At 47.7% G+C, this 22,419-nt stretch carries 20 protein-coding genes; 10 read left to right on the forward strand and 10 right to left on the reverse strand.

Going from position 1 to position 22,419, the window contains the following annotated elements:
• The first annotated feature begins 102 nt into the window (after positions 1–102).
• Positions 103–429, forward strand: a complete 327-nt coding sequence (locus tag RIF36_RS06570) for a hypothetical protein (protein ID WP_350078617.1) — start codon at positions 103–105, stop codon at positions 427–429.
• A 112-nt stretch (positions 430–541) separates the two neighbouring features.
• On the opposite strand, the gene uvrA is transcribed toward RIF36_RS06570, so the two are convergent.
• From uvrA to RIF36_RS06585, 3 genes are all read right to left on the reverse strand, one after another.
• Positions 542–3,433, reverse strand: coding sequence for an excinuclease ABC subunit UvrA (gene uvrA, locus RIF36_RS06575; protein ID WP_350086901.1), 2,892 nt, complete (start codon positions 3,431–3,433; stop codon positions 542–544).
• A 33-nt stretch (positions 3,434–3,466) separates the two neighbouring features.
• Entirely contained in the window at positions 3,467–4,459 is a 993-nt protein-coding gene (locus tag RIF36_RS06580; RefSeq protein ID WP_350086898.1) for a lytic transglycosylase domain-containing protein, read from the reverse strand.
• 112 nt (positions 4,460–4,571) lie between these two features.
• Entirely contained in the window at positions 4,572–5,495 is a 924-nt protein-coding gene (locus RIF36_RS06585) for a TIGR01777 family oxidoreductase (RefSeq protein WP_350126526.1), read from the reverse strand.
• Positions 5,496–5,602: 107 nt separating this feature from the next.
• Between RIF36_RS06585 and RIF36_RS06590 the strand changes: the two genes are divergently transcribed.
• From RIF36_RS06590 to RIF36_RS06605, 4 genes are all read left to right on the forward strand, one after another.
• The gene (locus RIF36_RS06590) at positions 5,603–6,346 is read left to right on the forward strand and encodes a hypothetical protein (protein ID WP_350126528.1); all 744 of its coding nucleotides are present in this window, start codon (positions 5,603–5,605) and stop codon (positions 6,344–6,346) included.
• A 129-nt stretch (positions 6,347–6,475) separates the two neighbouring features.
• Complete coding sequence (locus RIF36_RS06595; RefSeq protein WP_350078625.1) at positions 6,476–8,077, forward strand: peptide chain release factor 3; 1,602 nt, start codon at positions 6,476–6,478, stop codon at positions 8,075–8,077.
• 100 nt (positions 8,078–8,177) lie between these two features.
• Positions 8,178–8,432, forward strand: coding sequence for a DUF6922 domain-containing protein (locus RIF36_RS06600; RefSeq protein ID WP_350126531.1), 255 nt, complete (start codon positions 8,178–8,180; stop codon positions 8,430–8,432).
• Positions 8,422–8,733: a hypothetical protein gene (locus tag RIF36_RS06605; RefSeq protein WP_350126534.1), complete on the forward strand. Its 312-nt coding sequence runs from the start codon at positions 8,422–8,424 to the stop codon at positions 8,731–8,733. The genes RIF36_RS06600 and RIF36_RS06605 overlap by 11 nt, the downstream gene beginning before the upstream one ends.
• A gap of 536 nt (positions 8,734–9,269) precedes the next feature.
• Here the strand turns inward: RIF36_RS06605 and sigZ are convergent.
• The 4 genes from sigZ to RIF36_RS06625 all read right to left on the reverse strand — a co-directional run bounded on the left by sigZ (position 9,270) and on the right by RIF36_RS06625 (position 12,994).
• On the reverse strand, positions 9,270–9,821 hold the full coding sequence (sigZ, locus tag RIF36_RS06610; RefSeq protein WP_350078631.1) for an RNA polymerase sigma factor SigZ: 552 nt from the start codon (positions 9,819–9,821) through the stop codon (positions 9,270–9,272).
• Complete coding sequence (locus tag RIF36_RS06615) at positions 9,812–10,948, reverse strand: MFS transporter (RefSeq protein WP_350126537.1); 1,137 nt, start codon at positions 10,946–10,948, stop codon at positions 9,812–9,814. The genes sigZ and RIF36_RS06615 overlap by 10 nt, the downstream gene beginning before the upstream one ends.
• Complete coding sequence (locus RIF36_RS06620) at positions 10,945–12,294, reverse strand: NAD(P)-binding domain-containing protein (protein ID WP_350126540.1); 1,350 nt, start codon at positions 12,292–12,294, stop codon at positions 10,945–10,947. Before RIF36_RS06620 ends, RIF36_RS06615 begins: the two co-directional genes overlap by 4 nt.
• Before the next feature lie 244 nt (positions 12,295–12,538).
• Entirely contained in the window at positions 12,539–12,994 is a 456-nt protein-coding gene (locus tag RIF36_RS06625) for a DinB family protein (protein ID WP_350126543.1), read from the reverse strand.
• Between the two features lie 100 nt (positions 12,995–13,094).
• Between RIF36_RS06625 and RIF36_RS06630 the strand changes: the two genes are divergently transcribed.
• From RIF36_RS06630 to RIF36_RS06650, 5 genes are all read left to right on the forward strand, one after another.
• Entirely contained in the window at positions 13,095–13,415 is a 321-nt protein-coding gene (locus RIF36_RS06630; protein WP_350078639.1) for an ArsR/SmtB family transcription factor, read from the forward strand.
• Positions 13,416–13,463: 48 nt separating this feature from the next.
• Positions 13,464–14,348, forward strand: coding sequence for an arsenite methyltransferase (locus RIF36_RS06635; RefSeq protein WP_350126546.1), 885 nt, complete (start codon positions 13,464–13,466; stop codon positions 14,346–14,348).
• Between the two features lie 24 nt (positions 14,349–14,372).
• Entirely contained in the window at positions 14,373–14,984 is a 612-nt protein-coding gene (locus tag RIF36_RS06640; RefSeq protein ID WP_350119608.1) for a low molecular weight phosphatase family protein, read from the forward strand.
• Positions 14,985–14,988: 4 nt separating this feature from the next.
• Positions 14,989–16,050, forward strand: coding sequence for an ACR3 family arsenite efflux transporter (gene arsB / locus RIF36_RS06645; protein ID WP_350149324.1), 1,062 nt, complete (start codon positions 14,989–14,991; stop codon positions 16,048–16,050).
• Between the two features lie 85 nt (positions 16,051–16,135).
• Positions 16,136–16,588, forward strand: a complete 453-nt coding sequence (locus tag RIF36_RS06650; RefSeq protein WP_350126553.1) for a hypothetical protein — start codon at positions 16,136–16,138, stop codon at positions 16,586–16,588.
• A 124-nt stretch (positions 16,589–16,712) separates the two neighbouring features.
• Here the strand turns inward: RIF36_RS06650 and RIF36_RS06655 are convergent, their stop codons facing one another.
• The 3 genes from RIF36_RS06655 to RIF36_RS06665 form a co-directional block, all read right to left on the reverse strand.
• Positions 16,713–19,523, reverse strand: a complete 2,811-nt coding sequence (locus tag RIF36_RS06655; protein WP_350078647.1) for a TonB-dependent receptor domain-containing protein — start codon at positions 19,521–19,523, stop codon at positions 16,713–16,715.
• Positions 19,524–19,769: 246 nt separating this feature from the next.
• Complete coding sequence (locus tag RIF36_RS06660) at positions 19,770–21,041, reverse strand: beta-helix domain-containing protein (RefSeq protein WP_350126556.1); 1,272 nt, start codon at positions 21,039–21,041, stop codon at positions 19,770–19,772.
• Between the two features lie 195 nt (positions 21,042–21,236).
• The gene (locus tag RIF36_RS06665) at positions 21,237–22,223 is read right to left on the reverse strand and encodes an AAA family ATPase (RefSeq protein ID WP_350078651.1); all 987 of its coding nucleotides are present in this window, start codon (positions 22,221–22,223) and stop codon (positions 21,237–21,239) included.
• Positions 22,224–22,419 lie beyond the last annotated feature (196 nt).

Raw genomic sequence — 22,419 nt, forward strand, 5'->3', positions numbered from 1 at the left:
ATATGTTCTGTAAAAATAAGAAACAAAGAATATAATTTTGCGTTCATTTTGGTCAGGACCAAGAAACAGAACATTATTAAAGAATTGGAAAAGACCAAAATTATGAAAAGTATTTTTTTGAGCATTGCAGGTATAGTCTTGATAGGAAGCACCTTCACGAGCGACCTTGTAGCTAAAAATCCCTACAAGCTTTCGCAGGCGGAAATTGCTGAAATCATCAACAGCCTCAATAACGAATTAAGTGTCAAAGACATTCCTGTGTTGCAGGATAAAATTGTAGTGTTTGACGAAAGCTGGAATGTGTTGCTGGAGCAGCCACTTCAGGAGGTGTTGGAAAAAGATCCTTCCTCACAAGAAAGATCGTTGATAAAGAAAAGTGAATTCCTGATGGAGTACGCTGGAAACAGCTACTACATGTTGGAAGATTAAAACATAAAGGTTAGTAGTTAGTTTAAGTAGGTGGTTTACCCCGATGAATCGGGGTAACACATGGTAGGTTTAGGTGTGGAAATCCCGCTGTTTTTTCAGCGGGATTTTTTATTTATGCCCGTTCGAGTTCTTCCTTCAGAAACTTCGAAGTATACCCTACCTGCTTTCTTGCCACTTCTTCAGGTGTGCCTTCCGCAAGTATCTGCCCCCCTTTGTCGCCACCTTCAAGTCCCAGGTCAATGACGTGATCAGCTACTTTAATTACGTCGAGGTTGTGCTCAATGATCAGGACTGTGTTGCCTTTGTTCACAAGCTTGTTCAGCACGTCAATCAGGTGCTGGATGTCTTTGAAGTGCAGACCGGTAGTGGGCTCGTCAAGAATGTACAGCGTCTTGCCTGTGTCTTTCTTCGAAAGCTCCGTTGCCAGCTTCACCCGCTGTGCCTCTCCACCCGAAAGCGTTGTGGCATGCTGGCCCAACGTGATGTAGTCCAAGCCGACTTCGTGTAAGGTCTGAATCCGTCTGAGTATTTTGGGTTGGAATTCGAAAAACTCTACGGCTTGCTCCACCGTCATGTCAAGTACGTCTGAAATTGACTTGCCTTTGAACCTCACCTCCAGCGTCTCCCTGTTGTAGCGCTTGCCTTTACATGTTTCACACGGCACATGCACGTCGGGCAGGAAATCCATTTCGATGACTTTCATCCCCGCCCCTTCGCAAGTTTCGCAACGACCACCCTTTACGTTGAACGAGAAGCGACCAGGCTTGTAGCCTCTTATCTTCGCCTCAGGAAGGTTCGAAAACAACAGACGAATATCTGAGAAGGCACCGGTATAAGTGGCTGGGTTAGATCGTGGCGTTCTGCCAATAGGCGCCTGATCCACTTCTATCACTTTGTCGATATGTTCAACTCCCTTGATCTCAGTATAAGGGAGCGGTTCGGATCTGCTGCCGTAAAAGTGCTTCCTGAGAATAGGGAAAAGTGTTTCGTGGATCAGCGAAGACTTGCCACTGCCCGACACCCCGGTGATGCAGAGCATCTTGCCAATTGGCAAAGTGAGGGTGACATTTTTCAGGTTGTGGCCTGTTGCTCCTTTCAGCACAATGCTTTCGCCCTTTCCCTTTCTTCTTTCCTTCGGCACAGCGATCTTATTAATTCCATTAAGATAGCCTGCAGTCAGCGAATTGCTTTCTAAAACCTCCTGCGGTGTGCCAGCAGCTACCACCTGGCCACCGTGCCTGCCTGCACCTGGCCCAATGTCAATGAGGAAGTCGCTTTCCATCATCATATCACGGTCATGCTCCACTACAATCACTGTGTTGCCAAGATCCCTCAGGTCTTTCAGCGCCTTGATCAGCTTCACGTTGTCACGCTGGTGCAGGCCAATGCTTGGTTCATCAAGGATATAGAGCACACCAACTAGCTGGGTGCCTATTTGTGTGGCTAAACGAATACGTTGAGCTTCTCCCCCGGAAAGCGTTCTCAGGGGCCGATCCAGATTCAGGTAATCCAGGCCAACGTCCAACAAAAACCCGATTCGCTTCCTGATTTCCTTCAATACCTCGGCTGCTATGATGTTCTGTCGCTCGTCCAGCCGGGTCTCCAGTCCTTCGAACCACTCCGAAAGCTGGGTGATGTTCATGAAAGACAGCTCGGAAATGTTCTTTTTGTCGATTTTGTAGTGCAGTGCTTCTTTTTTAAGTCGGGCACCATGGCAGGATGGGCAGATGGTACTAACTGTAAATTCATCCACCCATTGCTGCATTTTGTCGGAGCCGCCGTCCTTTTGCTTTTCAAGGAAATTGATGATGCCTTCAAACTTGGTGTTCCACTCTGTGCCTGGGTATTTAACAGAGGCAACTGCTACAGGTTCATCGTCGCCAAACAGTATTATCTTCAACGCCTCTTCAGGGATGTTTTTAATGGGCGTGGCCAAACTTAGCCTGTGTCTTTTGAGAATAACCTCCAGCTTCTTGAAAATCCATATATCCCGGTACTCCCCCAGCGGTGCTATCCCTCCCCGGCTAATGCTGATATTGGGATCGGGCATGACCGACTCTCTCGATATTTCCTGAATGACCCCCAGGCCATTGCAGTCCGGGCAGGCACCATAGGGTGAATTGAAGGAGAAGGTATTTGGAGCCGGGTCGTCGTATGCAAGCCCCGTCTCAGGATCCATCAACGTTTTCGAAAAGTGGGCCACGCTTCCATCTTCCAGCAAAATCATCATGACACCCTTGCCCTGGGTCATCGCCGTTTTGGTGGACTGGGTAATGCGATTGCTGTCTTTCTCGCTTACCACCACCCTGTCAATCACAATTTCGATATCGTGGGTTTTGTAGCGATCCAATTGCATCTTGGGGGTGATCTCTTCCAAAACGCCATCTACCCTTGCCCTTGAAAAGCCCAATTTTCTTATCTGCTGAAAAAGTTCTCTATAGTGCCCCTTTCGGCCTTTAACCACCGGAGCAAGGATAGCCAATTTTTGGCCATCGTATTGCTTAAGAATCTGCCTGATGATCTGATCCTCACTCTGCTTGGTCATCTTCTTCCCCGTGAGGTAAGAATAGGCGTCACCAGCTCTGGCGTAAAGCAGACGCAGAAAGTCATAAATTTCAGTGACCGTGCCTACAGTAGAACGAGGGTTTTTAGAAGTGGTCTTCTGTTCAATAGAAATAACCGGGCTAAGTCCATTAATTTTATCCACATCGGGTCGCTCAAGCTCGCCAATGAACGAGCGGGCGTAAGCGCTGAAGCTCTCCATGTAACGACGCTGCCCCTCAGCATAGATGGTGTCAAATGCTAAAGATGACTTACCGCTACCACTGATCCCCGTAATGACCACCAATTGATTGCGCTTGAATCTGAGATCAATATTTTTCAGGTTATGCTCCCTGGCCCCGAAAATCTCGAGAAACTCAATACCATCTGCAGCACCATTTACCAATTCATTCCCATTACTCTCCGTTGTTGGTTGCGGTGCTTTTAAAGTATCTTTTGGCATGCTGTTGATGGATACAAAACGTTCTAAATTAAATCAATTTCCTGAGTTAAGGGCATCTGCTTTGTTGTTGGTGGGCAGTACTTCAAGATGCCCTTCGGGAAGCCTGAGTAAGTAGCTTTTTCCTTTCCTAACATTCAAAGCACCCCTCCTTAACCATGGGTTGTGCAGTCTGAGTTCCTTGTATGACAAGCCTCTTGCCTGGGCAAAGTCGACCAAACTGGGTATGTCTTCGGTAACTCGCAGCGTGTCTAGCGGAATAACAGGGTACAATAGCTCTTGCGGAATATCATATCCATATTTTTTCGGGTGTTCGAGAATCTCTTTGATGGCAAGCAGGCGGAACATGTACCTGGAAGTTTCTTCGTTCAAGAGCAGGTCGTAGTAGGAGTTTGTTTTCTGCTCCTCGAGCTCGTCTGCCAGCCCTTTCATTCCCATGTTGTAGGATGCTGCCACGTTGGTCCAGTTCCCAAACTTTTCCTTTGCCTTGAGCATGTATCTGGCCGCCGCCGCTGTAGAAGCAATCGGGTCGTAGCGCTGATCAACCTCCCGATTGATCTCCAGGCCAAAATCGTTGCCAGTACCTTCTCGTATTTGCCAAAAACCTACTGCCTGCCTTGGAGAAACAACATTCTCAAGGCCACTTTCAATCACTGACAAATACTTAAAATCTGTAGGAATGCCATTTTCTTTGAGCAGCTCTTCAAGCAAAGGCAACCAGCGGTTGGATCGTTTGATAAGGAAGATCGTGCTGCTGTGCCAGTAGGAGTTGACATGTATTTCCCTGTCAAGTCGTTCCCTCACATCTGTCATATGTAAGGGCACCGGCTCTCCTGCAAAACTCAGGGTATCTGGCAACTCGAACACTTTGACGTAATTATCTGGCAGAGTGACCTCCAGAGGCACTGTTTCCATGGAAGCGGGGGGCGGCGTCAGGTATTCATCTTTGCCCGTGGTGCGCTTGTAAACAAAATAACCGCCGATGATAAGGATGCCGAGCCAAAGCTGCAACATGATGAATTTACGCATACTCTTATTTTCTTGGGGGCAGTACAGATTTGCCAAAACGCAAAAATACGTTTAAATCGAGACAATTAAAACGAAGGTGAAAACATGATTTGCTGATTGGCAGTGGCAAAGACTATTTCAGCAAAATGCTTTCCAAAGCACCTTTGAGGTGGGGACAATCAAACTTGAATCCCATACTCTCAGCTTTTTTGGAGGAAATCTTGCTACCACCCAGGACAATCTGCGCCATTTCACCAAGCGCCACTTTCAGAACGAAGCCAGGAACGGGTGGCAGCCAAAGCAGCTTCTTCAATACTTTTGCAGCCTCTTTTGTGATTTCTTTGTTAGTGACTGGCGATGGACTTACGCCGTTGTAAACTCCTTCATAGGCAGTATTCTGAATGGCTTCAACAAACAAGCTGCAGAGATCATCGATATGAATCCAGCTCATCCACTGCTTGCCGGTTCCTAAAGGGGCACCGAACCCAAATTTAAGTGGGGCTAGTAGTTGTGGCAGTGCGCCACCTTTGTCACTCAACACAACTCCTACCCGGATAAGCACCCTGCGCATTTCCATGTCTTCAACGGGAGCGGATGATGCCTCCCAGGACTTTACCACCTGGGCAAGAAAATCGTCTCCAGCTGGTGACTTTTCATCAATCATAGCATCGCCAGTATCGGCGCCGTAGTACCCAATCGCAGAAGCGCCAATAAATACTTTAGGTTTCCGCTTAAGAGCCGAGAGCTTTTCCATGAGCAGTGCTGTCGACTTCGTTCTGCTTTCAAGTATCAGCTTTTTTCTTGCTTCCGTCCAGCGCTTATCGGCGACTCCTGCACCTGCCAAATGCACAACTGCTTCAAGGCCTTCCAGGGCACCATCTTGTATCGCCCCCTTTTCAATATCCCATTTATAGGTTTTATACTTGTCGGCCTTTCCGGAAGACCTGCTCAGCCAAGCCACTTCGTACCCAGCCTCGGTCAGCAACTCGCTCAGGCGGCTTCCAATTAAACCGCTTCCTCCCGTTACCAGTATTTTGCCTTTCGTTGTCTCTCTCATACCAGATGCTTTTGCTGCTTGTTACCTCTGTATAATTCACTTTTCAACTTCCGTATTAATTACGCATTTTTAGCCAACATTTGCGTTAAATAAGAAATGGTGTTTGAATGAAAAACTGCATATTCCTGCTTTCTGTTTTAATTATCTTGACTTCAGCAGCAGGCGTGTCGGCTCAAAGCAAAAATGCCGGGGCCAGTTCAACAGCTGTGCCAGATTTCGGCCCGGCAGTGGCGTCGGCTTCCCTTACGATTGGCAGCGACAAGCACTCTGGTTATACGGCTCAGTTCGACTTCCCTCCAAAAAACCTGAAAAAGGGTTGGTGGCGGTACCTTAAAACCGTAGCCAGGGTAAAAAACCGCAAAACTTACTGGAAACTTTCAGTGCCCCCTAAAAAAGGTTCGTCGAATGTGCCAATAGAAATGTTTTCCGAAATAAAGGTCGATGGTAATTCTTCCAGGTTAACGCTTGTGCTGAATAGTGTGAATATGGATGCGCCGACAAGGAAAGAGTATATGCAGCAGACAAAGAATTTCCTTCAGGAATTCAAGTCAAAATTCTATGGTGACTACATTCAACAGCTGATAGTTGTTGCCGAAAAGCAAGCCAAAAAAACCAGCGCCGATCACCAAAAAGCTGTAGCAAAAAGACAGAAGTTGATGGCAAAACTGGAAAAGTCCAAGGCCCGAAGTACCGATAAAGACACCGCCTTTGAGGATGAAGAGCTGGTGGCCGCCATCAACACGCTGGGACAACTGATAGCAGAGAAAGCGGCGGCAGTAGACGCTTCCCAAAAGGAAATTGACTCATTGAAAAAGACCCTCCTGAACTATATTCAAAAAAGCGGGGGCTAGTGTAAGTTCCTATTTCTCACACTGCATGTCGATCCCTTGTCTTTAAAGACTTATATTTGCAAAATCTTTGTGAATGAGGCCCTTTTATCCACCAAATCCAGAGTAAATCACGAATAGTTAAGGAGTTGTATGAAGAACACTGCAGAATTAGATCGCCGCAGAACATTTGCCATTATCAGTCACCCCGATGCGGGAAAAACAACGTTGACGGAAAAACTACTTCTTTTCGGCGGTGCTATTCAATCAGCCGGAGCCGTTAAGAACAACAAAATCAAGAAGACTGCTACCTCCGACTTTATGGAGATAGAAAAGCAGCGTGGCATTTCCGTGGCTACATCCGTGATGGGTTTCGAATACAAAGGCATCAAGATCAATCTGCTGGACACTCCTGGTCACAAAGACTTTGCAGAAGATACCTACCGGACGCTTACCGCTGTTGACAGCGTTATACTTGTGGTAGACTCTGTGAAGGGTGTGGAAGAGCAAACCGAAAAACTCATGAGCGTATGCCGGATGCGGGACACGCCTGTGATTGTGTTTGTGAATAAAATGGACCGGCCGGGCAAAGACCCATTCGAGCTTATGGACGAGCTGGAGGACAAGCTGAGCATTAAAGTGCGTCCGCTGAGCTGGCCTATCAACAATGGTTCGGATTTTAAAGGAGTCTACAACCTGTATAAAAAGCACCTCAATCTCTTCAATGCCAACAAGACCGCCGTTGAGAGAGATATTGTTTCATTTTCGGATCTCCAAAGTCCCAAGCTGGAAGAAATCATAGGCAAAGATGCCGATACGTTGAGAGAAGACGCCGAGCTTGTTGAAATGGCTTATGAACCTTTTGATAAGGAGAACTACCTGGACGGGCTTTTGGCTCCGGTGTTTTTTGGCAGTGCCTTGAACAACTTTGGTGTACAGGAACTACTTGACACTTTCATAGAAATTGCCCCAACGCCCTTGCCACGGAACACCAACCTTCGTGAGGTGCTTCCTACCGAAAAGAACTTCTCGGGCTTTGTTTTCAAGATACACGCCAACCTTGACCCACGCCACCGCGACAGGATCGCCTTCCTCAGGGTGTGCAGCGGAGTGTTTGAGCGGAACAAATTTTATCACCATGTGAGGCTCAACAAGAATGTTCGGTTTGCCAACCCTACAAGCTTCATGGCCCAGGACAAAGAAACGATTGACTCGGCATTTCCTGGTGATGTAGTAGGTTTATATGACACCGGGAACTTCAAAATTGGTGACACATTGAGTGAAGGTGAGATGATCACTTACAAAGGGATTCCGAGTTTTTCCCCGGAGATTTTCAGAGAGTTGGAAAATGCTGACCCCATGAAATCGAAGCAGATGGAAAAGGGTATTCACCAGTTGACTGACGAAGGAGTTGCACAGCTTTTCATCAAGCAACCAGGCAACAGAAAAATAGTGGGCACCGTGGGTGAACTACAGTTCGACGTGATTCAATACAGACTGCTGCATGAATATGGAGCCAGTTGCCGGTTCAGACCAATGCCCATGTACAAAGCCTGCTGGGTAAGCTCCGACAACCCTGCCAAGCTTAAGGACTTCCTCGACTTTAAGGCCAACTCTATCGCACTGGATAAAGATGGTTTACCCGTTTATCTGGCTGAATCCAAAGGCATGCTTGACGTGATGATTTCCAAATACCCCGAAATCGACTTTGCGTTCCAGTCGGAGCACAACAGGATGGCGGATAGTGAGGCTTAAACTTGCTTCTCACAACCTAACCGTATAATTATCAACCGAGTTTTGTAAATTAGTGTTGCATTGGCTTTTCATTTAAAGCCAGGAACAGACTGCTACGTTAATGGATAAAAAACCCAATTTGCCTGGCCATTTGCTTTGGGAGTACGATCTGGAGACTTTCAACTATGACAAGTCATACAAGATTGTCATTGAGAGAGTGCTTCAATTGGGAAACCTTGACGAATGGAAGGAGATTATTAGGTACTACGGAGAACCTAAGATTCTTGAAACGATAGACTGGAGTGCTCAGCTGGGCAGAAGGGAAAAGGAGTGGTCGAAATTTTTCCTTAAATCTGATTTTTTGGATGTTGCATAACGAGTCATTGGAAGACTTTGCCGCCATGAAGCTCAATGCTATTTCCAACTCCGGCAAACAGCTCAAGGACTTTATAGACGTCTACTACCTCCTGGAGCATTTCTCGATGAACGAAATGATCGCCTTCTACACTACTAAGTACCCTAATTTCAACCCGCTCATTGCTTTGCGGTCAGTCAACTACTTTGATGATATCGACCCCGCCATTGACCCTCCCAAATTGAAGGAAAAATTGCCTCTTGCTGAAATTAAAAAGCGAATTAACGACGCTGTGCTGCATTCGAAGAAGCGGTTTGGGTAATCTTCCTTTTCAGGAGTTCAACGAAGAATTGGCGATCTGAAGGAGGCGATAATCTCCTGGCCAGGGGAAGTGAGGAAATAAAGCCAGGCGCTCCGGTAAACATAAATATCCGGCAGGCAGATGGTTTTCTCCATCTGCCGGTTTGGATTGCTTCAATCAGCTGGTCACTTGTCACAACAGGCCGTCCCATCTGCGGGCTGGGCGCAGCAGGCTCCGCCGTTATCTTCGGGGGCCGTGCTCGGTGTGCAACAGGCTCCGCCTGACGACGGCTTGCTACAGCATGAAGCCGGCTCCTGGGCTACTGCCCGAGTGATAGTGCTCTTTTGTAATGCGGGAATGTTCAACGTTTGAGTTTCCATGTAGTATTGTTTTAATTGCCACCTGTAAAGACGATGAGAGGAGATTTTGACGCAGTTTAAGCAAAAATTTTAGCGAGTAGCCGACCTATCGGGAGCATCAAAAAAGCCCCGCCTGCAAGGATGTAGAAATTCCGGCCGGAAGATTCATTTACCTGCTGTGTGTTGTGTCATAGCCTCTCAACAGCCGTCACCGCACTTACGGGGGGTCACTTCCAAAATGCCACCACGGGTGTCACTTTCCACTTTGCAACATTCAAGAATAATCTGCTTCAGCCGCTCCCTGCCTCGCTGCACCCTGCTTCGAAGGGAGGAGTAGGCCATCCCGTATTTCTCCGCCAGGTCCTTCTGTTTCAGGCCATTTAGCTCCGACTCAATCACTACCTGTCTGTAGTCTTCCGGTAGTTGATCGATCATGTTGTGCAGGCAGCAGGCTAGCTCTTCTATGGCCCTTTGCTCCTCTTCTTCCGGTGTTGTGTCGAGCGAAAGGAGGTCGGGCTGTAGCTGTGCAGATTTCGCTTTCATACGATAATAATCGATGATGGCGTTGCGGGTGACAATGAAAACCCAGTTTTTGATACTTTGCTTATTATCCAGTGCGTGGCTGTCGGCCGCTATTTTCAAAAAGACATTTTGGAGGATATCCTCAGCATCTTCTTTTGAGCTGATTTTCCCTTTGATGTAGGAGAACAGGGTGCGACGGAAGTCGGTATACAAAGTAGCTATTTCCATGCTATCAACGTTTTGAAAGTATAGTGCAGCGACCTAAGGTAGGCTAGCAGTGCGATTGCAATCCCTATCGCTAAAACGATAAAAGATAGGGAAAGGTGGCCGGAGGTAAGCAAAAGGCCGCCGGTAAGTGTGCCAAACGCCGCCCCGGCATCTCTCCAGGTGGCGTTGGCCGACACCGCCGACACTCTGCCAGCTGCAACCACCCCGGGGCCCAGCGCCGCCTGAATACTGCCAAAAAGAAAAGCCACCGCAAACCCGGCCATTGGCCAGCCAATGGTAACCATGACGAGGCCGACGCAAATAAACAGAGTAGCAGCAATCAGCACCCTGGCCAAACCCAGCCGATCAGCCAACCAACCACCAAGTGGGGAAAGAAAGATAAGGCAAAATCGGCGGTAGGCCAGATAGGCTGCCGCAGTAGCTGCCGCCGAGGCCGGGGTAAGCTGAAAGTCACTTTTGATGAGCGCAGCTCCCAGCACGACAACCATCACGCCCTCCACCGCAAACGTAATAAAGAACGTAAGCATGTTGAAGGGTGTGGGAATAGCAATCGCTCTACCGGTGGCAGGAATTTCCGGTGTGAGATCCGGCAACCTGAAAGCAAAATAGACAGCCGGCAGTGAGGCCAGCCCAAGACAAATGAAAGCCCATGAATGGCCCAGCCAGGCGATCAGCAACGGGCCCAGCAGCAATGCCGCCATTGGCCCCAGTTCGTACACCGACCGGCTAATACCAAGCGAGAGTCCCTGGCTGTGGTGCCCCAGCGCATAGGTAAGGGACGAAATGCGCATGGCCGAAAAAGCCACTCCCCAAATGACCCGCATCAGGAGCCAACCCACAAGGCCCAATCCGGCCCCGTACCCCAGCGTTGACAGTGCTGCCAGCCCGGCCGCCACGATGGTGATGAGCCTGAAACCATATTTGGCCAGTATCACCAGCAGCCACTGGTTGGCAAAGAGGCGAATGAAGCGATTGATTGACAGCAAAAGGCCCACTGAGGCCAGCGACAGGCCAATACCAGTGGCATTTACAGGTAGAAAGGCATATAAATACGCATCCCCGAAGCTGGCAAAAGCCAACACCAGGGACGCATACACCGGTGGACCAAATCCTTTTTCTTTCATCATCCGCAGCAAGCCGAAGCTACTACCTTTTCCTCAGTTTTGGCAGCCGGAGCCGGACCGCAACAGGCCGCTCCGTCACTTTCCCCTCCCGAGCTAACACTGCAAACCCCTGTTTCGGGCAGGTCAAGTTCTACGTTGCTGGCAGCCTCCCAGTCTCCCGCCAGCGCCGCCACTACTGATCGCACCTGCTCGTAACCTGTAGCCATCAGGAAAGTGGGCGCTCTGCCGTAGCTCTTGGATCCCACTACATAAAAGTCTTTGTCAGGTTGCCTCAGCTCCCTTTCGCCGTGAGGCCGCACAGTACCGCAGCTATGAATGTTGGGGTCGATCAGTTCGGCTATTTCAGCCACGCTCTCCAGAGCCGGGTCGGCACTCAGCCGCACCTCTCTGAGAAAGGAGAAGTCGGGCCGTGAGCCTGTATTGCTGATGATCTCGTCAATGCCACCCAGCATGCCGAGCTCGTCGTGCTGGTGGCCAACCACTGCCAGCTGCCTGCCCTGCTTCACCACCTGATGAATTTGGAAAGGGGTGTAGACATTTACCCTGTCGTCATTTACCAGTTGTTCAATCCTGATACCGAGTGCACCCCTGGCGGGCAGGGCGTCGGCTTCCTGGCCTCCGTATACCTCGCTTACATATTTTTTGCGCAGCACCCAGTTGATCTGCGTTCCGGGATGCTCGTCTTTGAGCTTGTCGAGCTCCAGAATAGTATTGATGGCTGAGTGCCCTGCTCCCACCACCAATATATTCTTGTTTTTATAGCGCTCCCTGTGCTCGCCGAGGACATCGGGGATGCCGTAAAAAATCTGGCGGCTGTTTTCCAGCTCACCAACGGCAAAAATGCCCCCCGAGCCTATCGGATTTGGCGAATTCCAGGTACCGGAGGCATCTATCACCGCCCTGGCTTCATACTGGCTTATTCGGTTATCTTCATGAAGTACATGGAGCACATAGGGCAGCGTGTCCCGCCCCTTTGTCTTCAGCTTGTCCTGGTTTTTTCTTCCCACAGCCAGCACTTTTGACTTTACCCTGATAGATGGCCCGATGGCATCCAGCGCTGCGAACGGTTCAAAATAATTCAGATACAATTCCTCCCCCGTGGGCAGCGCATCCTCATCGGGGTGCTGCCAACCCGAGGTTTCCAGAAGCTGCCTGGCGGCCTTGTCCACATTGTAACGCCAGGGCGAAAACACCCGCACATGCCGCCACAACAAAACATTGGCCCCAACAGCGTTGCCCGACTCAAAAAGCATAAAGGGCATGCCCCGGACTGTGAGATGGGCCGCAGCGGCCAGTCCCACCGGACCGCCTCCTATGATAGCTACTGGAAGTGATTGAATGGTCTGCATATCTTTTTCTTTTTTGCCATGAAGACGGGTAGTTGAGAAAAAAGACGCAGGGAGCCACTATTTTTTTACTGCGGGGCGAAAGAACCCGGGAAGTGCATTGGTGACAGCGGCGAGACGCCGAAATAAGAAGCTCACAAGGGAGACCCTTGCGAGATGTAAAGGAAAAATTGCCTTTTGCTGAAATAAAAAAGAGAATTAACGACGCTGTGCTGCACTCGAAGAAGCGGTTTGGTTAGTGCCAGTTTTATCCGGCAGCAGCATATTTTTTAATAATCGCCATTTGACCCGCATGCCATGCGGTGTGCGTGGTAATGCGTGACAGTGCCTCTGCCTTAGTGATCGTTCCAAATTCCCGGGTAGTAACCTCAGTAGCCCAGCTTTCATCTTCCTGATCCAAAATGGCAGCCCCCAGCTCCGTGGCCGATTCGTCAAGCATGGCTTTGAGTTCCCCGAGGTCTGTGAAGTTCCCATGATCCTTAATGCCAGGCCCAACAGTGGCTAACTTCACTTGTAGCGGCCTTCCAAATACGTTTTTGGCAAAAAGGAGCTCCACCTCCGCTATGTGGCGGAGTAGCCAACCTATCGAATTGCTGTCGGGGTGGATTCTGCGGGAAAGGCTTTCGGGTGTAATGGCTGCCAGCTGGTTGGTGAGCCTGGTTCGGCCCATTTTCCAAATTGGAAGCATGATCTCGGTAGTCATATGTTTCTGTTTAGAGTGTTCACAAATGTAAAGGGTATAATTTACAGGAGTGTTTGACAAATCAATTTATTAATCGTAATATTGCAATGTAATCAAAGTTATGGGTGTAACAAAAACCGATCTCTTTACCGCTGAACAAAATGACCTGGCCCTTATTGCCAAGGCATTCGCTCATCCTGCCCGTGTAGCCATCATTGACTATTTGCTAAAAACCAACGCCTGTATCAATGGGGATCTGGTGGAAGAGTTGGGTTTGGCACAAGCCACCATCAGTCAGCATTTGAGAGAGCTCAAAGACATGGGTATTATCAAAGGCACTATCGAAGGAGTCTCGGTGAGCTACTGCATTGACCCCGTTCGGTGGGCGGAGATCAAGGGAGTTTTCAACAAAATGTTTGACAGACACCCCTTTTGCTGCTAAAAAAATTTGCCAACAGGCATCGTAATATTGCAATTAAACAAGGAGAACATGAAAACCTCTGAAGAGCTTAAGTCAATAGTTCGTGACAAATACAGCAGGATTGCCGAACAGGACATCGCTGTGAACCAATCGTCGTGCTGCGGTGCAGGTGGAACCTCTAACGAGGTATACAATATCATGACCGACGACTACACCGGACTGGATGGCTACCACGAAGGTGCCGACCTTGGCCTCGGGTGCGGGCTTCCGACACAGTTCGCTAAAATCCAAAAAGGAGATACCGTAATTGATTTAGGGTCGGGTGCTGGAAACGACTGTTTCCTGGCCCGGCATGAAACCGGCGAAACTGGCAAAGTAATCGGTGTTGATTTTACGGACGCTATGATCAAAAAGGCCCGAGCCAACGCAGAAAAGCTTGGGTATAACAACGTAGAATTCCGCCAGGGCGACATAGAAGAAATGCCCGTATCGGACAATGGGGCCGATGTGATTGTCAGCAATTGTGTGCTCAATCTGGTGCCCAACAAACAGAACGTTATCAAAGAAATATACCGGGTGCTCAAGCCCGGAGGTCATTTCAGCATTTCAGACATTGTGCTTGTGGGCGACCTCCCAAAAGCGCTGCAGGAAGACGCCGAAATGTACGCCGGCTGCGTGGCTGGTGCCATTCAAAAAGACGAATACTTGAAATATATCAGTGAAATTGGATTTGAGAACATCACCATTCAGAAGGAAAAGGCAATTCTCATTCCGAACGATATTTTGAGCAAATATCTCTCGGCAGTCGAAACAGATGCATTTAACCATGGCGAAACCGGCATTTTCAGCATCACCGTTTTTGCACAAAAGCCCGGCAACAAAACTGAAAAAATCAAACTCAGCCTGAACGAACTCAACAGCAATGCCTGTGCCCCGGGATCGGGCTGCTGCTAGCAACCAAACAACTATCTCAACACTATGCAACTATTACCTAAGCTGGAGGCCTACCGACAGGCGCTTCCGCTCACTCAAATCCCAGAGCAAAGAAAAGCGGTGCTGCAAACCCTGATCGATTACGTGCAGACCAAAAAGGAAGGGCAGCAGGAAGCAAAGCTTAACTTTATCTGCACGCACAACTCCCGTCGCAGTCAGTTTTCGCAGATATGGGCACAAACAGCCGCCGACTATTACGGCGTTGACGTGCAAACCTACTCGGGCGGAGTAGAGGTAACAGCCTTCAACGAACGGGCTGTGGCAGCCATAGAGCGGGCAGGCTTTCAGGTCACCAGAAAGGAAAAAGGCGGTAACCCGGTCTTTTTTATTTTTTACTCCGAAGATGGGGAACCCATCACCGCCTTTTCAAAGCTGTACGACGATCCGGCCAATGCCACGTCCGATTTTTCGGCTGTCATGACCTGCTCTCATGCCGAGGAAAACTGTCCATATATCCCTGGCACCGAAGCCCGCATACCTGTGATGTATGACGATCCGAAGGCGTTCGACGGCACAGCTCTGGAAACAGCGAAATACGATGAGCGCTGTCAGCAAATTGCTGCCGAAATGTTCTATGTCTTTTCTCAGATAAAATAAGGCAGTGAACGCACAAAAAAAGAAGCTCAGTTTTCTCGACAACTACCTTACAATCTGGATTTTCCTGGCCATGGCAGTGGGAGTGGCCCTTGGATTCTTCCTTCCTGAAAGTCCGGGCTTCATCAGCTCGTTCAGCAGCGGATCCACCAATATCCCCATTGCCATCGGGCTGATCCTGATGATGTATCCACCCCTGGCCAAAGTTGACTACAAGCTGCTGCCGCAAGTGTTTCGCAATGTCAGGATTCTTTCCATATCACTTATACTAAACTGGGTGATTGGGCCTGTACTGATGTTTGTGCTGGCCATTTTGTTTTTGCGGGGCTACCCGGAATACATGGTGGGGCTGATCCTGATCGGCCTGGCCCGCTGCATTGCCATGGTGCTGGTGTGGAACGACCTGGCTGAGGGCAGTGCTGAGTACGGAGCTGGCCTGGTAGCCCTCAACAGCATCTTTCAGATGTTTGCCTACAGCTTTTATGCGTGGATCTTCATCACCGTGCTCCCTCCTTACTTCGGCTTCCAGGGTGCTATTGTCGACATATCCATTGCCACCATCGCCGAAAGCGTAGCCATTTATCTGGGCATACCCTTTCTCGCAGGGCTGCTCAGCCGCACCGTTTTGGTAAAGGCAAAGGGAGAAGCCTGGTACAAACACACATTTATCCCTACCCTGGCCCCCATGACGCTCATTGCGTTGCTTTTCACCATTGTGGTGATGTTCAGCCTCAAAGGGGAGATGATTGTGGAGATACCATTGGATGTGCTGCGCATTGCCCTGCCGCTGCTGGTGTACTTTGCCCTGATGTTTATCATCGGCTTTTTCTTCAGCAAGGCCATGGGTGCGGAATACGACAAGAACGCATCGATTGCCTTCACCGCTGCCGGCAACAACTTTGAGCTGGCCATTGCAGTTGCCATTGCGGTGTTTGGGCTCAATAGCGGCCAGGCCTTTGCCGGAGTGGTAGGTCCGCTGGTGGAAGTGCCTGCGCTGATTCTTTTGGTGAAGGTGGCGTTTTGGCTGAAAAAGAAATATTACCCGGCTGCCCCCTCTAAAGGCTCGTGAAAAACAACCATCGGTTATTCATAAAACGGACAAATATTGGGCGGGCCAGGTCGATTAGTTATTTTCGCAGCAAAGCAAACATAACATGAACAAGACTATTCTTTTTTCCGGGTTGCTATTTTTTACCCTGATTGGTTGCAAACATAGGGTAGTTGTAGACGCCCCGGCTATTTTAAGACACTCTCCTGAGGAAGTGGAGGCCATTTTGGGCAAACCGGACAGCACCTATGCTACTGAAACGCTCGCAGGCCCCGCTCTTGCGCAGCATTTTAAGATGTATAATGTGGAGGTGGAGTATGTTGACAACAAAGCCAGCTACATTTCTGTAAAAGGCCCTCATGGACTCCCATTTTCAGAAGAAGCACTAGAGGCTTTCAATGCAAAAGCTTTGGGTGAACCCACCAAATCGCCGGACGAGAAGGTAATGCGGTGGATAAAAATGCAAGCCCCTATTGAAGCCATTAGCTTCGCAGCCACTCACTACGACAGTCTGCAAAATGTAGACAACTTTACTGTCACTATCATCGGAAGAAAATAAGCAGGCCTGCTGTTAGAAAGAGCCTTAAACGAAAGAAGGTAGCACATGCTCCCTTCTTTCGTTTTCTTTTGCCCCTATTTTACCATTGCCGGTTTAGCAGAAAATCGCTGTACTCGATATGGAATTAGAATGTATAAGTATATTTCAAAGAGAAAAGCCTTTGAGGCATATACAGAGAGAACAACTCCTCCTCGTCACCAAACTTATACACTTGCTGATCTTTTGCGTTGAGAAGGTTCTTCGCTGACAGGCTCAATGCTGACTGACGGCTTCCTCCAAACTGCTGCGTCACATTCAGGTTTAAGCTATTGAATGGCTTTTGGTAAACGTCTGGGATATTAGATATTCCTATGAAAGTGATCGTTTCGCCCTGGACGTTGTATGACAAGTTTGTAGAAAAACCAATTTCATCATTCTGATACAAGAGGTAGGCGTTTACGACATAAGGCGATTGGCCGGTCATTTCTCTGTAAAGTTTTACAGAAGATGCATCACCACCTTTGTAGCTCACTTCACTGTCGTATTCAGTTTGCCCTTGCTCACTTACAGTTACTGTTTTTCTGTTAACTCGTGAGGCGACTATCGACACGTTGGAGCCTACTGAAAAGTTCTGCAAAGCAGGAGTGATAAAGCTCAGGTCTTTTCTTACTTCAAACTCAGCACCATACACCCGGGCTTCGCCCACATTCCTTGGCTTTAGCTGACCGGGATTGTTAGGGAAGAAAACCAGTGCGATGTGATCAGTAAAGTCTTTATAGAACACCGATGCAGACACTATTTCGCCTGGAGTGAAGAAATACTCCCACCTCAAGTCATAGTTGAGTATTTGTGCTTGCTTCAGATCCAAATTACCAGAGAATTGTATTCTGGTGATAGGGTCTTCGATAAAGGCTGAAGACTTCTCCTTGAAAGATGGCCGTGCCAGTGTTTTATTGAATGACGCTCTCAGGTTCATATTCTCTTGAAGCGCATAAACAAGGTTCAGAGAGGGCAGCAAGTTGGTTTTGTCTAAAGTTTTGGTATTGTCCTCAAGCTGGCTGGAGTTGTCCTCGTTTAGCCTGACCCCCGTATAAAACATCTTAACGTTTTCAACCCTCACGCCATATATCGACTTCAGTTTGCTCGTGATGTTCATTTCGTTCATCACATAGGCTGCATAAATCGACTGGAAGCCGTCGTAGTTATTGTATGCATTGCTATTGTTCTGAATGTAGAGTCCACCCGGGTTTTCTGCGGAATAGAGGTTCGGTTCTGTTAGCAACCAATTTGGATCATTCTGTTCTACCCGAAAAGTAGAAATTGGAGCATAGTTAAAAGAATTAACTGTAAACTCTCTCCATTTGAAGGCAACCATTCCCCCAGCCTTCAGCTTATTGTTATCATTTAACTCGTAAGTCACATCAGCCTTAAAACTTTCATTCGTTTCCTTCAACTCCCTCCAAAACCTGTTTATGGTTCCGCCATTCTTGAATGCGAATTCTCCGTCGTCTTCATTGATTCTGGTATCACGATAGTCCGGATCGGTAATTCCTGAAAATAAAAGTGAGTTAGTCCAATCCACTCTTAGTCGGCCAAACTGATGCTTGCCATACAGGATGTTGTTGGTCATTTGGCGTTGTGTGTACGCCAGGATATCATTGTGGACAAGGGTTGGATTGTTCAACGTAGTAAAGTCTATTTCTCTATCCAGCGCTGTATTTACCCCATTCTGGGTGCGGAATATGTTGGTTCCAATAGTATGATTGTCCACTTTGGCAGCCAGCGTTCCCAAGGCACTCCAAAGAACACTATTGGTGCTCAAATCACCTCCAGCAGTGAAGTCCCTTTCAAGGCTTACATCAGCTGAAGTACGATCCTTTTCAAACCGTTTTCTTGTAAAACCTTCGTAGAAGGTATTAGTATTGGTGTAGTTGAATATCGCATTATAGCCCCAGGTCACTTTGTTTCTCTGCACCTGATTGCCATGCGACAGAGAAAAGTTGGTGTTCATGAAGTTGGTAGACCGGGATGTTCCCAGAAGAGGTGAGAACTTCTTTGTTGTTTCTTCTACAAAGGAATTAGGTAATGTTGGAATAGAAGCGCTGGCTGATATTGGAAGCGCTCTTGCTCCATTGTCCCAACCCAGCACATCTGTAGATGAGCCTTTGTAAGACACAGCGTTACTATTGAAGTGCATGGCTGGGTTGTAACCAAAGCTCAAAGATGCTGAACTGGTCTTCTCCTCAGGGAATGCCTTTGTCTGAATATTTACCAAACCACCTGCAAAGTCTCCAACAAGATTGGGGGTAAATGTTTTGTAAACAATCACATTCTCCAGGACACCAGTTGGGAATAAATCAACCTGAACGTCATTCCTATCTGGGTCGAGGCCAGGAATGATCATCCCGTTCAGCGATGTCTTTGTGTACCTGTCGCCCAGGCCACGTACGTACACATACTTATCGCCTTGAATAGTCACGCCGGTTACCCTGTTCATGGCCGAAGATAGGTTGCTATCGCCTACTCTTCTGAAAGATGCGGATGAGATGCCATCCATGGTGTTGATAGACTTCTTTTGAACAGCCAGCAAACCAACGTCATTGTTTCTGATTACTTCGGCAGTAACAACTACCGACTCAAGTTCCGTTACATCCTCGCTGATAGGAATGTCAAGCGTAGTAGTTTGTCCGGCAACGATTTCAACGCCCTCAATAGTTTTGGACTGATAAGAAACGAATTGCACTTCGATGGTATGGGTACCAGGCTCAAGGCTCAGTGAAAAGTTGCCATCAAAATCGGCGACTGCACCAGTAGTGGTGCCTTTCTTAATAACAGCCGCCCCAAACAATGCTTCACCGGAGATTTCATCGTAAACTTTCCCTCTTAAAAACCCGGTCTGAGCAAATGCCGACGAGGAGATACAAACCGCCAGCGCAACAATAAAAAACTTCTTCATAAATAGACTCAATGTTAATTCAGCCGCAAATTTAGGCACAAGGGGAGGCACAACTGGTTAGGGGAACTTTATCAGTTTTTTAATAAAAAGATCAAAACTTGTGAATTTGATAACACTGTGGTAACACTGGGTGGTTGGGGAATTCTCGTGGAAACAAAAAAGGTAGCCGTGGCAAACCACAACTACCATTTTCAGTACGAGTCTTATTTATGAATTAATCTTCAATAACGTTCGCTCCAATTGCTATCATTCGAAGCTGCTGGTATAAATCTCAAATGCCGCAGTCTTCACCTTCGAGAAAATCAACGATCCGTCCGCTGTATTCTTCGACGCATCTTCAGTTTGCTCGTAAGTTGCTACGTCAAACGCAGCCGCCAATTTCACTTTTCCATTTTCAAACACAACGTTAGTAATAGTTCCTTTGGCTTTAGCTTTGAAGTCACCAGTAGTAGTTTTGTCACCAAGCCCCTTGATAGTGCCATTTTTAATTGTGAATGACTTATCCAGGCTACCTTCTCTGCCGTCGATCTCAAGTCCTTCATCTGAACCACCGTCTACATATACAACGAAGTTATCGACAGTTCCGGCATAAGATTGATCAACGTCCAAGGCATCATCACCAACTGAGTAGATAAGCACGTTCTTTACATTAACAGTTCCGCCAAAAAACTCGATGCCGTCGTCAGAGTTGTTATATACTTCGATGTTCTCGATGGTAGTACCTGTACCAACGCCGCCCAGTGTCAGACCATTGATCTCACTTCCTTCAGCTATCTCTGCGCCGCCATGACGAATAGACACATATTTGATAACACCTGAATTATCATCAGCAGCAGTTCCCCCATATCTACCATTTGTATCAGCTGCATCCACTCCTTCTATCTGAGGATCTTCAGTTTTGGCACTTACAGGAGCCTTACCGAGAACAACCAATCCACCCCATTTTGTATCTTCGTCAGTCAAAGTAGTACCTGAAAGATCGCCAGGCTGAATGTCGTCGTCAGTTGACGTCATAATAATTGGCTCCTCCGCAGTTCCCTCTGCCATGATCTTACCACCTCTGGCGATCATAAGCACAGCAGCATTTGCACCACTCAATTCTGCGTTTCCTTTTATAATTGTGCCTGCTTCAATTGTTAGCGTTACTCCGTCAAGTACGGTAACACGGGTATCAAGCTGGTATACGTTCCCTTTTGTCCACTCTGTATCTTCTTCAATATTGGCCGCAACCTTTACAACTGGCGCAGCTGCTGAAGGAGAACTTGGTGTTTTGTCGGTTCCACCGAGAAGTCCCTTCACTGAGGATAACGTCCAATCGTCAAATACAGAATCGTCGGTAGCACCCGTTGCAGATGCGTCTGAAGTAGCTTTGGCATCAACTGCCGCCTGAGCAGTGGCAATTGCTTCTGCCTGAAGCTCTTCTACAGTTTTTTCTGGCTCTGGCTCATCGTCGCCGCCACATGATGAAGCGAACACTAAAATGCCCGCCATAAAAAGTAATGATAAGATCTTGTTCATGATTCAACTTTGTTTTTTGATTTCAAAAGTCTTTGAGCCGCAAAGTTGAGCACTTAATGTTAAAAGGGAGGAAAAGCGATGTTACGATATGATTAAACTAATTTTAAAAAAATTACCCCTGCGTGACGTTTGTTAACAATGTGTTACGACGCAGGGGTAAATCAATGTGGGCGCAGCAATAAGCTATTGAGTCGCTTATTTACCAATAGATACTTTGTTGAGCAATTCTTTAACGATCTGCTGGGTAGTAATTCCATCAGCCTCCGCCTCATAGTTAAGAAGAATACGATGGTTGAGCACGTCGCTGGCTATTTCCTTAATGTCTTCCGGCAATACGTAATCTCTCTCATCGAAGAACGCAATCGCCTTGGCTGCCAGGTTCAGGTTGATGGAAGCTCTCGGAGAAGCGCCGAACTGAATGTAGCCAGCAAAATCTTTTAGACCATTGTCGGCGGCAGTTCTTGTGGCAAAAACAAGTTCGACAATATATTTCTCAAGGGATTCTGAAATGGAAACCTGATTGATTTCGTCACGAATAGCGAAAATGTCCTCTTTGGAAAGCACGGTATCCACCTTAGCATTAAAGCTCATGTTGGCCATGCGGCGCATGATTTCAAGTTCTTCGGCCTTCGTAGGGTATTCAATATTTACTTTCAGCATAAACCTGTCGACCTGGGCCTCTGGTAGCGGGTAGGTGCCCTCTTGCTCCACCGGGTTCTGTGTGGCCAGCACCAAAAAAGGCCTGTCAAGGTAAAAGGTAGTTTCGCCAATGGTTACCTGCTTTTCCTGCATGGCTTCCAGCAGCGCTGATTGCACTTTAGCCGGCGAGCGATTCACCTCATCTGCGAGGATTATGTTGGCAAAAATGGGGCCTTTTTTCACTTCGAAGTTGGCCTTTTGCTGATTGTATATCATTGTACCTACCAAATCGGCAGGCAGCAAATCCGGAGTAAATTGTATCCTCTTAAAATCGAGATGCAACACATTTGCCAGTGTATTTACGGTAAGCGTTTTTGCCAGTCCGGGCACACCCTCCAGTAGAATGTGGCCGTTGGTAAATAGCCCTATCAAAAGCCTGTTGATCATATATTCCTGACCCACAACTACTTTTCCGACCTCACTTATTACCTTTTTTATTTTCTCCTGGTGCTCTCTCTTAAGATCTGTTGTCGATGTTTCCATTATGCACGAACTTTTCCTGGATGTAAACTACGTATTGTTGAACTTTTGGCTCTTTAACAAAAGGCTAAGTTACCTCAACCCTTGCTACATAAACAAACATGGTTTACGTGGAAGTGTTAATTAATGTTAAAAGCGGTTATAATATTGAAAGTGATCGCTTTGGCGAGTCGCTGTGACAACCAAGTGACTGGGTTTT

Source organism: Imperialibacter sp., assembly GCF_040222815.1.
In the GTDB taxonomy this organism is placed as follows: domain Bacteria; phylum Bacteroidota; class Bacteroidia; order Cytophagales; family Cyclobacteriaceae; genus Imperialibacter.